We start from the raw sequence: 12,337 nt of genomic DNA on the forward strand, positions 1-12,337 counted from the left end.
GGACTCGCTTGCCCTATTTGATAATTGGCCCCGCGCTTGAATCACTTGCTTGCAGTAGTTGAAAATCAGCGGCCGCCCGCCACGTCGAGGATGCTGCCCGTCACATACGTGGCGCCCGGTCCCAGCAGGTACAGGATGGCGTCGGCGATTTCTTCCGGCTGGCCGCCCCGCTGCATGGGCACGCCGGACGCCAGGCGCGCCACCCGTCCCGGTTCGCCGCCCGACGCGTGGATGTCCGTGTAGATGATGCCAGGGCGCACGCCGTTGACGCGGATGCCCTCGGCCGCCACTTCCTTCGCCAGGCCCAGGGTCAAGGTATCGACGGCGCCTTTCGAGGCCGCGTAGTCGATGTATTCGCCCGGGGAACCGAGGCGCGCGGCGGCCGACGAGACGTTCACGATGCGCCCGCCCTGCCCGCCATTGGCCGTCGACATGCGCCGCACGGCTTGCTGGCAGCACAGGAAATAACTGATCACGTTGGTGCGCAGCACGCGTTCGAGGCGCTGCACGGAAATGTCGGCCAGCCGGCATTTCTGCTCCAGCACGCCCACATTGTTGACCAGCGCCGTGAGCGTGCCCAGGCGCGCGTCGACTTCCGCAAACAGGCGTTCCACGTCGGCTTCATCGCTGACGTCGGCCTGCACGGCGATGGCTTCGCCCCCGCCGGCGACGATGCGCGCGCACAGCGCCTCGGCCGCCTGCGCATCGCGCACATAGTTGACGCAAACGGCATAGCCCTGGCGCGCCGCCAGCTGCGCCGTCGCCGCACCAATGCCGCGGCTGCTACCGGTAATCAAGATCACTTCCTTCATTGTCCCTCCTCGATAGTTGTGGTTCCATCATACGCGGACGAAAAAAAACCCGCGCATGGCGGGTTCTGTATGCAAACACCTTCAGTTCCTGAAGTGCGTCATGGCGTACGTCAAGTGCTGCCACCAGTGCTCGCGCGACTGCACGGACGCCAGGCATTTCGCGTCGACCTCGTTCTTGAACGCGGGGTTCACGCACGCCTTGGTGGCCAGCGCATTGCGCTGGTTTTCCACATTGACGACGGCAATCGCCAGCCAGGCCACGAGGGCAAGAGCCAGCGCGCACAGGGTCCAGGGCAGCTGTTTCATGACGTTCTCCAGTTTACTTCTTCGCAGGCGCCGGGGCGCGCTCTTTCAGCACGCGCGCCACCAGTTCATCCATCACGCGCAGGGTCGCTGTCTGGGTTTGCGGCTCGGACTGCCCCGGACGCGACAGCTGCGCCGGCGACGTCACGAAGCGGCCATCGATGACGATGGTCGGCGCGCTGTCGATCTTGCTGGCGGTGATCAGCTGTTCATTGCGTTTCAGCTTGGTCTGCACGCCGAAGGAATTGAACATGTCCAGGTATTTCGCCTTGTCGATGCCGTTCTTCACCAGCAGCTCGAGGATGGCGTCATCGCGGTTCAGGCGGTTGCGCTCGACGTGGATGGCGCGGAAGATCTTGTCGTGGAACTGGTCCAGCTGGCCCATCGCTTCCAGGGTGGCGTAGGCGTGCGCCTGCGCATCTTTCGGGCCATTGAAGGCCAGGTGGATGCGGCGGAAGGCGATCTTGTCGCCCTGCTTCTTGACCCAGTCGTGCATCAGCGGATCGAGCGCGTAGCAATGCGGGCAGGAATACATGAAGTACTCCACCACTTCCACCTTCTTGCCCGTGTCCGTGCGCACTGGCGTCGGGAGCGTGGTAAAGCCGGTATCGGCCGCCATGGCGCCGCCGGTGGCCGCCACCAGGGTGACGGCGGCAAGCAGGGGACGCAAGAAACGCAGAAAACGCATAATAATCCTTCATCATAAGTGGTCGAGAACGGGGCGAGATTACCACTTTTTGCGCCGGGCGATGAGGCCCGGGCGGAAAAAAGCCATGTTTATCGCCCCGGTTTGCGCCAGCTTAAGCCGTATTTAAGCCCCGCTGCACCCGCGCCTCAAAAATGGTAGCGCGCCGACACGCGCAGCTGGCGCGCATCCTTGAGGTAAATGCTGGAACGGCAGCCGGGCGCATCGCCGTAATGGCGGCGGTTGGCCAGGTTGCTGCCGGCCAGTTCCAGCTCCCAGGCGCCCAGCTTGTGCGCGTAGCGCCCGTCCACGGTGGCAAACGCGGGCACCTGAGCCAGGCAGCTGCCGGCGAAATCGGGGCCATAGCGCAGCGCGCGCAGCCATTGCACGCCCACGTCGGCACTGGCGCCGCCCTGCCCCGTCCAGTACAGGCGCAGGCTGGCCAGGGTTTTCGGCACGAGGGCGATATCCGGGCCGTCATAGGCGTAATCGTCGTAGCGCGCATGCACTTGCCGCAGTTGCCCGTCGAGGCGCCAGTCGCGCACCAGCGCCATGCTGGCCTCGATGGCGATGCCGTCGCGGCGCGAGGGGTCGAGGTTGCCCGCAAAGCCCAGCTGGCCCAGGCTTTGGTCGAAAACGATCTGGTTGCTCAGGCGCTCGCTGAATACGCGCACGGAAGCGCTGCGCGCCGCGTCGCCGACGGTGGCGCCCACTTCCATTTCGCGCCGCAACTGGCCCGCCAGGGGGCGGTAGCCGGCGCGGGTATAGCCATCGTCGTCGATGCGGTAGCTGCGCGCGGCCTTGGCGTACACGCTCAGTTGCGGGCGCAATTGCAGGCTGCCCTGCAAATCCCAGGCATTCTGGTTTTCCCAGTCGCTGCCGCCGGCGGGCAGGTCGGCCGGATCGAGCTGGAACTGCTCATGCCGCAGCCCCAGCAGCAGGCGCGGCGCATACGGGCCGCCGAAGGCCAGCTCTTCGCGCAGCAGCAGCGCGCGCGAATACTGGCGGCGCTGCCCGTCGCCATCGCGGTCCGAGCGCCGCTGCCACTGCATCAGGTCCAGGCCCACTTCCGTATCCGTGCCCACGCCGCCCACCTTGCCGTAATGGCGCAGGCGGGGCGCCAGCTGCCGGCGGCGGCTGCTGTACCTCGATTCGCTGCTGCCGTCCTCGCCCGCATAGTGGGCCGTGGCGCGCTTTTCCCGCTGCGACAGTTCCACGCCCAGCTCGAAACTGCCCACATAGCGCTGCACGAAGGCGCTGGCGCGCCGCACCTCATAGCGGTACAGGTCTTCCGGGCGCGCCGCCAGCAAGGCCAGGAACGGCGCCTCGGGCGCGGGATAGCGGGTCTCCTGGTTCAGCTGGTCGGCGCTGAAGCCGAAGCGGCCCTGGCGCGCCTTCCATTCCGCGCCGCCGTTGATGCCGCGCTGGTGAAACACGCTGCCATCGCGGTAATTGCCATTGCGCAGCCCGTCCATAGCCACATCGAGCGTCATGCCGTCCTGCTCGCGCGACAGGGCGCCGCGCACGCTGTGCTGGCCGCCCTGCGCCAGCTCGGCGGACACGTCGCCATGCGTGACGCCGGCCGCGCCGGCATCCACGCCTTCCTGCGCGCACGCCGGCATGGCCAGGGCGCACAGCAGCAAGGCGCGCGTGGCGATGGTCAGGACGGGAGGGGCAGGCATCATGGCGGCAGGCTGGAGGCGTCACCGCGGCGCAGACGCGCGCTGGTGGAACGGAAGGATGGCAAAAGCGAATCATTATACGCACGGCGCACGGCGCCGCAAGCGCCAGCCCGGCGGTACTTTCCTTATGCCAATATTTTATTGGTGATTTGGCATTTTTGTAGGTATATTAAGGTGCGCCCGGCGATCCTGGGCGCAGCCGACTGCATTTAAAAATCAACAATAAGAAGTCACTGTGGGAGTCACGCATGGAAAGTCGTAGCACAACGCGCCGGGGGCCGCCAAGTCCCCGCGGCACGCGCCGCAGCATTGGTTTTTTCCCCATCTCGGGCAAGCTCAAAGCCCTTTCCATCACCGCCATGCTGCTGGCCGGCCTTGCTTTGCAGGCCGACCTGTTCGCCCAGCCGGGCCAAGGCAAGCCGGCCGGCGCGCCCGCGCCGCTGGCGCCATCCGCCGACGGCATCGCCCTGGCGTCGCCGCATGCGTCGGCCGTCAGCACGCCCAGCGCCAGCAATGCCTGGGGCGGTGCGCGCACGGGCGCGCAAGCGACCCTGTCGGACCGCGTCGTCGATTATCAGATCGAAGCGACGCTCGATCCCGTCAAGCACACGATAGACGGCCAGCAGAAACTGCGCTGGCGCAACCGCAGCGCGCAAGCCGTCAGCAGCGTGTACCTGCACCTGTACCTGAATGCCTTCGAAGGCGAACATTCGACCTTCTTCACCGAAAAGCGCAAGCTCGACACGGGCTTCCGCTCGGGCGTCGACACGCGCGACGGCGAGTGGGGCTACATCGAACTGCGCAGCATGACGCAGAACGGCGCCAAGGCGCCCTGGCATTTCGTCCAGCCGGACAACGGCCCGGCCACCGACCGCACGGTCGTGCGCGTCGATTTGCCGCAGGCCGTCGCGCCGGGCGCCGAGACGACGCTCGACATCCGCTTCTTCGACCAGTTGCCGCGCGTCATCGCGCGCACCGGCTATTTCGGCAGCTTCCACCTGGTGGGCCAGTGGTTCCCCAAGATCGCCGTGCTGGAACTGCCCGGCGAACGGGGCGCCACCGCGCCGCGCTGGAACGCGCATGAATTCCACCTCAATTCGGAGTTCTACGCCGATTTCGGCAACTACGACGTAAAGCTGACCGTGCCCAAGGAGTACACGGTGGGCGCCACGGGCGAACTGCAGGGCGCGCCGCAGGAAAAGAACGGCATGCTCACGCATCACTATGTGCAGGGCGACGTGCACGATTTCGCCTGGACGGCCGACAAGCGCAGCGCGCAGCCGTTGACGGGCAGCTGGAGCGGCCCGGGCAGCCCGCCGGTGGCCATCAAGGTGCTGTACCCGCCCGAATACGCATCGAATGCGGCGCCCGCGCTGCAGGCGGCCAAGGATTCGCTCACGTATTTCTCGCGCACCCTGGGCCCGTATCCGTACAAGACCCTGACGGTGGTGATTCCGCCGTTTAACGCGGCCGAAGCGGGCGGCATGGAATACCCGACCTTCATCACGGCCTCGAGCTACGCCAACCTGCAGCCGAAGACCATTCCCGAATTCGGCCTCGATTTCGTCACCATCCATGAATTCGGCCATGGCTATTTCTATGGCATCCTGGCGTCGAACGAGTTCGAGGAACCCCTCCTCGACGAAGGCTTGAACGAGTACTGGGACCAGCGCATGCTGCGCGCGCGCGGCCAGGATATCCACGCCACCACGCCCCTGCTCAAGCGCCTGGGCTTCGATCCCGTCTTCAAGGTCTTCGAATTCGAGCGCATGGCCGCGCCGCGCCAGGATGCGGCCGATCCGCTGGGCCAGAACGCGTGGAACCGCCTGCAGGGCGTGGGGCCCGTCTACAGCCGCACGGCCATCACCATGCGCGACCTAGAAGCGCGCATCGGCAGCGACGCCATGGAACGGGGCTTCAAGGCCTATTACGAACAGTGGAAATTCCGCCACCCGAGCGTGGCCGACCTGCGCGAAACGCTGGCCGAGGCGACGGGCCAGCGCCGCATCGTGGAACAGGTCTTCGCGCAGCAAGTCTATGCCAGCGCGAATATCGACGACCGCATCGGCACCTTCACCAGCGAAGAACAGACGCCGCTGGCCGGCATGGCGGTGGTGAACGGCAAGCGCGTGGAACATACGGCTGAAGCGCTGGAAAAAGAGGAGAAAAAGGTGCGCGAGGCGTGGGACAAGGCGCATCCGGACGCCAAGCCCGGCACGGGTCCGTATCCTTATCTCACCAGCGTGGTCTTGCGCCGCCGCGGCGCGCCCGTGCCGCAGGTGCTGCTGGTGAAATTCGCCGACGGCAGCTCCGAACGCGTGGTGTGGGATAATGAGCAGCTGTGGCAGCGCTACACCTGGAGCAAGCCCGTGAAGGCCGTCTCGGCCGAACTCGATCCCGACCGCGTGCACTACCTCGACGTCAACAAGCTCGATGACAGCCGCACCCTGAAAGCCGACACCTCGGCCGCGCGGCGCTGGAGCTTCGACCTTGCCGCCGTCTTCCAATACCTCCTTTCCCTGATTGCCACCGTATGAGCGCCACTTCCACGACACGGGCCAGCGGCCTGACCCTGACCACGCGCGCCAGCCGCGCCGCCCTGCAATGGCGCTTGCTGCTGCTGTGGGCGGGCCTGCTGCTGATCCCCGCCATCCTTGCCGTCATTCCCCTCTGGCGCACCTTGAGCGCCAGCCTCGATAACGCCGTGCATGCGGCGGCCCTGGCGCACAAGCTCGACCTGATGACCCTGGCCGACCTGGTGGCCAATACGGGACGCAACGGCGCCGCCATCAGCCAGGCGGCCATCACCGGCGTCGTGCTGGCCCTGCTGCTGTCGCCGCTGCTGAGCGGCCTGGTGGTGACGGCCGCGCGCGCGCCTGCGCCACCCGGCTTCGGCCCCCTGCTGACGGGCGCCTTCAGCGAATACGGCCGCATGCTGCGCATGTTGCTGTGGAGCATCGTGCCGCTGGGCGTGGCGCTGGCGATCGGCGCCGGCGCGCTGAAACTGGCCGACAAGCACGCGGCAAAGGCCATCCTGGAAGCGGATGCCGACCTGGCCCGCCACCTGGCCTTGCTGCTCACGGGCTTGCTGTTCCTGCTGGCCTGCGCCACGCTCGACGCGGGCCGCGCAGCGCTGGCCGTCGACCGCCGCCGCACATCGGCCGTCAAGGCCTGGTGGCGGGGACTGGGCATGCTGCGCCGGCGTCCGCTGGCCAGCCTGGCCATCTACCTCGTCATCACCCTGCTGGGGCTGGCGCTGTATGCGCTGCTGGGCGTGGCGCGCCTGAACCTGGCCGCGCCCGGCCCGCTGGCCATCGTGGCCGGCTTGCTGGTGACGCAGCTGGCGGCGCTGGTGCTGGCGTGGATGCGCAGCGCGCGCCTGTTCGCCTTGATCGACGTCAAGCGCTCACTCGCGTAATCACGCCCCCAGGCGCCCTTCATCGGCCAGGAAGTCGATGAAGGTGCGCACTTTCGACGACAGGTAGCGGCGGCTCGTGTAGACGGCGTACACCTTGCCGCCCGCCAGCTTGAAATCATCGAAGAGGCGCACCAAGCGTCCCGCCGCCAGGTCCGCATCCGTTTGCCACGACGGCAGCAGCGCGATGCCCATGCCGTCGAGCGCGGCCGCGTGCAGCAGGCTTTCGTTATTGCATTGCAGGACGGGCGAGAACTTCACCATCTCGCGCCCCTGTACCCCGTCGAAGGCCAGTTCATTGCCGTTTGCCAACAAGGAATAGCTGATCATGGCGTGCTGCGCCAGGTCTTGCGGCAGGTGCGGGTGGCCCGCGCGCGCCAGATAGGCGGGCGCGGCCACCAGGTGGAATTCGATGCTGCCGATGGGCCGCGCGATCAGGGTCGGCGATGGCGCCTGGCTCACGCGCAGGGCCAGGTCGAAACCCTCTTCCACCAGGTTCACCACACGGCCGCTGAGGTCGATGTCGAAGGTCACTTCCGGAAAGCGCGCGCGATAGGCCGCCAGGGTGCGCGTAAAGATGGCGTTGGCGAACCAGACGGGCGCGCTCAGGCGCAGCATGCCGCGCGGCACTACCGTCGTGCGGCCGACGGTCGCTTCCACCTCGTCGAGATTGTCGAGCATGTCGCGGCACTGTTCAAAATACACCTTGCCGATTTCCGTCAGGCTCAGGTGGCGGCTGCTGCGGTTCAGCAGGCGTGCGCCCAGATGGCGCTCCAGGTGCATCACGTGCTTGCTGACCATGGCCGGCGACAGGTCCAGGCGCTCGCTGGCCCGCACAAAACTGTCGAGTTCCACCACGGCGCGAAACACGCGCATGCTGCGCAAGGTATCCATGACGACCCAATCATCAACAAAATGGAAATGATATATCAATAATAGCGATCTTGATCAACTGACTGCGCATGACTATCATGGTTCCATCGTTAGCCATTCCCACCAGGAGCCGCCATGCAAGAGCACATCTTCCCCACTTACTTCCTGTCGCACGGCGGCGGCCCGTGGCCGTTCATGAAAGACCAGTTCGGCGGCCGCTACGACGTGCTGGAAGCGTCGCTGCAGGCTATCCCGCGCCAGGTCGGCGCGCGTCCCAAGGCCGTGCTGGTCGTCACGGCGCACTGGGAAGGGCCGCAATTCCTCGTCTCGGCCAGCCCCCGTCCGGGCATGATCTACGATTATTCGGGCTTTCCGCCGCATACGTACCAGATCCAGTACCCGGCGCCGGGCGCGCCGGAACTGGCGGCGCAAGTCAAACAGTTGCTCGACGCGGCCGGCCATCCGGCGCGCCTGGACCACGAGCGGGGTTTCGACCACGGCACCTTCAGCGCCCTGTTCCCCATCTACCCGCAGGCGGACATGCCGCTGGTGCAACTGTCGCTGAAACACGGCTACGACCCGCTCACGCACGTCGAAGTGGGCCGCGCGCTGGCCAGCCTGCGCCGCCAGGGCGTGCTGATACTCGGCAGCGGCCTCAGTTATCACAACCTGCGCCAGTTCGGTCAGGCGGGCGCCGTCGCCTCGCACCAGTTCGACGCCTGGCTGCGCCAGGCCATGGCCTTGCCGCCAGAACAAAGGCTGGAGCAGTTGCTGGCCTGGGACCAGGCGCCGGGCGCGCGCCAGGCCCATCCGCAGGAAGACCATCTGCTGCCGCTGATGGTGGCGCTGGGCGCGGCCGAGCAGGAAGCGGCGCACGTCGTGTACCACGAGGAGGATTTCTTTGGCGCGCTGGCCGTCACCAGCTTCAAATTCGGCTAATCGGCCAGCGCATGAAAAAAGCGCCGCGACATTGCTGTCGCGGCGCTTTTTGCATGGTGGAGCGGTAACTTACGTGCCGCGCTTGCCGCGCGCCGCATTCCGGGCCTTCTCGGCGGCGATTTCCGCCGCCTTGGCCGCTTTTTCCGCCATCTCGGCCGCGTGCTGGGCCAGCAGGGCCGCGCGCGTGTCCGGCGTTTCCAGCGAAATGCGTCCCAGGATGCCGCTGCGGTAGTCGAGCAACAGGGTATGCGAGGCTTTCTCGAAATCGTAGTCGCCGCCCTTGATGCGGAAGCCGCGCTTGGCGGCGATGCCCTCGACCACGCCGATGGCGTCGACTTCATCGACCTTGGTGCCGTAGCGGGCCGCCAGCAAGTCCGGGTAGCGCTTGAGCAATTCCTCGGCCAGGAACACGGCCACTTCCTCTTCGATCAGCGCGTTCGAGCCGATGGCGTGGCTGGCCGCCAGCATCAGGCCGTCGCTGGGGATGGCGATCTTCGGCCACAGCATGCCGGGCGTGTCGACCAAAATCGTGTTCTTGTCCAGGTACAACTTTTGCTGCATCTTGGTGACGGCCGGCTCGTCGCCCACCTTGGCCACGCGCTTTTTCAGCAGCGCGTTCATCAGGGTCGACTTGCCCACGTTGGGAATGCCCATGATCATGATGCGCAGCGGCTTCGTCGGCACGCCGCGGTGCGGCGCCAGCGATTTCGCCAGTTCCGGAATGCGCGCCACGTCGCCCGGCTTCTTGGTCGTCATCGCATACGCGGTCACGCCTTCCTGGGCATTGAAATAGGCCACCCAGGCGGCGGTGGCGGCAGGATCGGCCAGGTCGGTCTTGTTGAGGATTTTCAGGCAAGGGCGCTGGCGGAACAGGCGCAGCTCGTCCACCATGGGATTGCAACTGGCTGCCGGCAGGCGCGCGTCCACCACTTCAATCACCAGATCGGTGTTTTCCATGGTCTCGGCCGCTTTCTTGCGGGCCGCGTTCATGTGTCCTGGGTACCATTGTATCGCCATGCTCTTGCTTTCAAAATCGTTCGGTCAATCCGCTATTTTACGTGGTTGCCGCCACGACGTCCCATTTTCCGCCGCCAACGCCAGCCGTGCGACACGAACGAGACAATTGGTGATAATTTGGCAGTTACATGAATGATAAGATTCGCAGTCCGTCCAGCCTGGACGGTTTCCCATCGCAAGCTTAACCTGGCACGCAATCCATGCACTTTCCCCGCTTTTGCCTCCTCGCCTCCCTTTATGCCAGCCTGCTGCCCGCCATGGCCCAGGAACAAGCGGCGGCGCCGGGCGATGCGGCAAGCCAGGAAATGCAGCAAATCGTCGACGTGCAAAGCACGCGCGATCCCGACCTGCGCCCCTACCGCACCATGCTCAAGGGACTCGATGCGTATGCCGACCACCAGCGCCTGGCGCCGGGCGCGCCGCTGCGCTTCATGCTGATTCCCGCCACGCCGCAGGCCAGGCTCGACGGTGTGACACTGCATCTGTTGGCCGACAACCTGTCGATCCCCGTGCCGCTGGCGGCGGACGGCGGCTTCACCTTGTCGCGCGACAAGACCGCCTACGATGCGAATGCCGACCTGGTCAGCAACAAGAAGCGCGACACCCTGCGCTGGCGCGCCGACATCCACACGCCGGGCCTGCCCCAGAACGTGCGCCGCCTGGGTGACTTGCGACTGGAATGCGAAATCCGCTGGGCCGTCGAGCAGGATGAGTTGTCCTTTGTCCGGCGCAACCTGTTCCGCCTGGCAGGCGGGCCGTGCCACTCGTCGCTGATCCACGTGCCGTTTCCCGTGGTGCACAAGCTGCTTGCCGTGCAGGCGCGCTCGGGCGAGCGCACGCTGGACATCCGCGTCACGCAAGACCGGCAGCGCTTCGTGCCGCCGCTGCATGACCTGAACTGGGACGACAATACCCTGCTGACCCTGACCTACGCCGACGACGGGAAAATGGCGGGAGCCGCCCCGGCAGCGCCCTCGCAGGCAGCGCAGCGCCAGTAAGGCGCCGCCCGCGCAGCCAGGTCAAATATTTCCACGTGGATTCTTATATTTACTGAAAGAAATAAAGAAGTATGTTCTAATATCGCCTCTTAAATGAAAAGCAATTATTTTCCAGGCTGGCTAGCGCCGGGTGCAGGGAGATAGGCGATAGGGATGGCTCGATATGGTGATGGAACACACTGGCAAGGCGCCAGCGGCACACGTGGAATGCGAACGTGGCAGCGCGCGCCCGGCCAAGGCGGCGGCCAAGCGCGTGCCGCGCAATGGCAGCCTGTTGCAGTGGAAGAAGGAATGCCGGCAATTGCAGGGGCAAGTGGCGCAGCTGGAAGAGCGCCTGAAGCGCCAGAGCGCCGACAGCTATGGCTTGCAAGTGCTGTATGACCAATTGGTCAATGAAATCAAGCACCACCGCGACATGTTGCAGCTCGACAGTTTTGACGCGGATAAATCATCGCTCGTCTACACGCAAGCCTGGCGCCGCTTCATGGCTGGCGACGCGCTCGACTACCAGACGCACCGCCACACGAATTCCCGCAGCCGGCCCAGCCTGCTGTAGCTCCCCCCTTACAGCTCCGCCAGCGCCTTCACGTGCGCGGCCACGCTGCGGCCCAGCGACGACAGGTTGTAGCCCCCTTCGAGGCAGCTGACGATGCGGCCCTTGCCATACTGATGGGCCACGGCCATCATTTGCTGCGTCATCCACGTGTAGTCGGCCTCCACCAGGCCCATGCCGCCCACGTCGTCTTCGCGGTGGGCGTCGAAACCGGCGGAAATGAAAATCATCTGCGGCTGCTGCCGGTGCAGCGCGGGCAGCCAGTGATCGAGCACCAGCTGGCGCACGGCGTCGCCTTTCGAGCGGGCCGGCACGGGCACATTGACGCGCGTGTCCGTGTACGATTCCACGTCGCTGTACGGATAGAAGGGGTGCTGGAAAAAGCTGACCATCAGGATGCGCGGATCGTGCGCCACGGATTCGGCCGTGCCATTGCCATGATGTACGTCAAAGTCGACGATGGCGACCCGTTCGAGCCCGCGCACGTCGAGCGCATGCTTGGCGGCGATGGCGATATTGTTGAACAGGCAAAAGCCCATGGGCTCGCTGGGCCGCGCGTGGTGGCCGGGCGGGCGGATCGCGCAAAAGGCGTTGCTGATTTCGCCGTCGATGACGGCGTCCGTAGCGGCCACGGCCGAGCCAGCGGCGGCCAGCGCCGCATCGTAGCTGTGCGCGTTGAGCAAGGTGTCGCCGTCGAGCGGGTAATAGTCGCCTGCGGGCGGCACGTTGTCGCGCACGAGGCCGATGGCCGTGGCGCTGTGGTTGCGCTCGATATCGGACAATTGCGCGCGCACGCCGTCGCGGTGCTCGACCAGGTCGCTGATGTGCGCCAGGATCAATTGATCGTTGATGGCCTGCAAGCGGGCCGGCGATTCGGGATGCCAGTCGCCCATTTCGTGGCGCTGGCAATCGGGATGGGTATAAATGGCTGTGCTCATGCGCTGTACTGGTTACCTCTGTCTCTGCTCTCTATCCATACCGGGAACGCGTGCCGGAATCACTGCAGAGCATTCCTGCCTGCCTGGCCCGTTCTCGCATAAAATCACTGGCTGGTCTGTGC

The 12,337-nt window shown here is 65.6% G+C and carries 12 protein-coding genes; 5 read left to right on the forward strand and 7 right to left on the reverse strand.

Annotated features, from left to right (window positions below; translation table 11 throughout):
• Nucleotides 1-65: 65 nt before the first annotated feature.
• The 4 genes from VPH40_RS17300 to VPH40_RS17315 form a co-directional block, all read right to left on the reverse strand.
• Entirely contained in the window at nucleotides 66-812 is a 747-nt protein-coding gene (locus tag VPH40_RS17300) for an SDR family oxidoreductase (RefSeq protein WP_328574040.1), read from the reverse strand.
• A gap of 81 nt (nucleotides 813-893) precedes the next feature.
• Nucleotides 894-1,118, reverse strand: a complete 225-nt coding sequence (locus VPH40_RS17305; RefSeq protein WP_328574041.1) for a hypothetical protein — start codon at nucleotides 1,116-1,118, stop codon at nucleotides 894-896.
• 13 nt (nucleotides 1,119-1,131) lie between these two features.
• Nucleotides 1,132-1,803, reverse strand: coding sequence for a thiol:disulfide interchange protein DsbA/DsbL (locus VPH40_RS17310; RefSeq protein ID WP_289913469.1), 672 nt, complete (start codon nucleotides 1,801-1,803; stop codon nucleotides 1,132-1,134).
• A 146-nt stretch (nucleotides 1,804-1,949) separates the two neighbouring features.
• Nucleotides 1,950-3,485 carry a TonB-dependent receptor domain-containing protein gene (locus VPH40_RS17315; RefSeq protein WP_305054441.1) on the reverse strand — a complete coding sequence of 512 codons (1,536 nt, stop codon included), beginning with the start codon at nucleotides 3,483-3,485 and terminating at the stop codon, nucleotides 1,950-1,952.
• A gap of 245 nt (nucleotides 3,486-3,730) precedes the next feature.
• Here VPH40_RS17315 and VPH40_RS17320 point away from each other — a divergent pair, with 245 nt between their 5' ends.
• Together VPH40_RS17320 and VPH40_RS17325 are read left to right on the forward strand one after the other, a co-directional pair.
• Nucleotides 3,731-6,019 carry a M1 family metallopeptidase gene (locus VPH40_RS17320; RefSeq protein ID WP_328574042.1) on the forward strand — a complete coding sequence of 763 codons (2,289 nt, stop codon included), beginning with the start codon at nucleotides 3,731-3,733 and terminating at the stop codon, nucleotides 6,017-6,019.
• Nucleotides 6,016-6,900, forward strand: coding sequence for a hypothetical protein (locus tag VPH40_RS17325; protein ID WP_099665129.1), 885 nt, complete (start codon nucleotides 6,016-6,018; stop codon nucleotides 6,898-6,900). Before VPH40_RS17320 ends, VPH40_RS17325 begins: the two co-directional genes overlap by 4 nt.
• On the opposite strand, the gene VPH40_RS17330 is transcribed toward VPH40_RS17325, so the two are convergent.
• A complete protein-coding gene (locus VPH40_RS17330) occupies nucleotides 6,901-7,791 on the reverse strand; it encodes a LysR family transcriptional regulator (RefSeq protein ID WP_328574043.1) in 891 nt (296 codons plus the stop codon).
• 114 nt (nucleotides 7,792-7,905) lie between these two features.
• Between VPH40_RS17330 and VPH40_RS17335 the strand changes: the two genes are divergently transcribed.
• Nucleotides 7,906-8,709 (forward strand): DODA-type extradiol aromatic ring-opening family dioxygenase, encoded by an 804-nt coding sequence (locus tag VPH40_RS17335; protein ID WP_328574044.1) that lies wholly within the window; start codon nucleotides 7,906-7,908, stop codon nucleotides 8,707-8,709.
• A gap of 69 nt (nucleotides 8,710-8,778) precedes the next feature.
• Here VPH40_RS17335 and ylqF read toward each other — a convergent pair whose 3' ends face one another.
• Nucleotides 8,779-9,699, reverse strand: coding sequence for a ribosome biogenesis GTPase YlqF (gene ylqF, locus VPH40_RS17340; protein ID WP_071324898.1), 921 nt, complete (start codon nucleotides 9,697-9,699; stop codon nucleotides 8,779-8,781).
• Nucleotides 9,700-9,926: 227 nt separating this feature from the next.
• On the opposite strand from ylqF, the gene VPH40_RS17345 reads away from it, so the two are divergent.
• The gene (locus VPH40_RS17345) at nucleotides 9,927-10,724 is read left to right on the forward strand and encodes a hypothetical protein (protein WP_328574045.1); all 798 of its coding nucleotides are present in this window, start codon (nucleotides 9,927-9,929) and stop codon (nucleotides 10,722-10,724) included.
• A gap of 169 nt (nucleotides 10,725-10,893) precedes the next feature.
• The gene (locus tag VPH40_RS17350; RefSeq protein WP_143451364.1) at nucleotides 10,894-11,280 is read left to right on the forward strand and encodes a hypothetical protein; all 387 of its coding nucleotides are present in this window, start codon (nucleotides 10,894-10,896) and stop codon (nucleotides 11,278-11,280) included.
• Between the two features lie 8 nt (nucleotides 11,281-11,288).
• On the opposite strand, the gene VPH40_RS17355 is transcribed toward VPH40_RS17350, so the two are convergent.
• On the reverse strand, nucleotides 11,289-12,215 hold the full coding sequence (locus VPH40_RS17355) for a histone deacetylase family protein (RefSeq protein WP_099665135.1): 927 nt from the start codon (nucleotides 12,213-12,215) through the stop codon (nucleotides 11,289-11,291).
• Between the last annotated feature and the right edge of the window lie 122 nt (nucleotides 12,216-12,337).

It is taken from the genome of Janthinobacterium sp. P210005 (genome assembly GCF_036231865.1).
Lineage (GTDB): Bacteria > Pseudomonadota > Gammaproteobacteria > Burkholderiales > Burkholderiaceae_D > Janthinobacterium > Janthinobacterium kumbetense.

Coding starts and splice junctions, on each gene's coding strand:
- VPH40_RS17300 (WP_328574040.1), bottom strand. CDS start 812: ATGAAGGAAGTGATCTTGATTACCGGTAGCAGCCGCGGCATTGGTGCG.
- VPH40_RS17305 (WP_328574041.1), bottom strand. CDS start 1,118: ATGAAACAGCTGCCCTGGACCCTGTGCGCGCTGGCTCTTGCCCTCGTG.
- VPH40_RS17310 (WP_289913469.1), bottom strand. CDS start 1,803: ATGCGTTTTCTGCGTTTCTTGCGTCCCCTGCTTGCCGCCGTCACCCTG.
- VPH40_RS17315 (WP_305054441.1), bottom strand. CDS start 3,485: ATGATGCCTGCCCCTCCCGTCCTGACCATCGCCACGCGCGCCTTGCTG.
- VPH40_RS17320 (WP_328574042.1), top strand. CDS start 3,731: ATGGAAAGTCGTAGCACAACGCGCCGGGGGCCGCCAAGTCCCCGCGGC.
- VPH40_RS17325 (WP_099665129.1), top strand. CDS start 6,016: ATGAGCGCCACTTCCACGACACGGGCCAGCGGCCTGACCCTGACCACG.
- VPH40_RS17330 (WP_328574043.1), bottom strand. CDS start 7,791: ATGGATACCTTGCGCAGCATGCGCGTGTTTCGCGCCGTGGTGGAACTC.
- VPH40_RS17335 (WP_328574044.1), top strand. CDS start 7,906: ATGCAAGAGCACATCTTCCCCACTTACTTCCTGTCGCACGGCGGCGGC.
- ylqF (WP_071324898.1), bottom strand. CDS start 9,699: ATGAACGCGGCCCGCAAGAAAGCGGCCGAGACCATGGAAAACACCGAT.
- VPH40_RS17345 (WP_328574045.1), top strand. CDS start 9,927: ATGCACTTTCCCCGCTTTTGCCTCCTCGCCTCCCTTTATGCCAGCCTG.
- VPH40_RS17350 (WP_143451364.1), top strand. CDS start 10,894: ATGGAACACACTGGCAAGGCGCCAGCGGCACACGTGGAATGCGAACGT.
- VPH40_RS17355 (WP_099665135.1), bottom strand. CDS start 12,215: ATGAGCACAGCCATTTATACCCATCCCGATTGCCAGCGCCACGAAATG.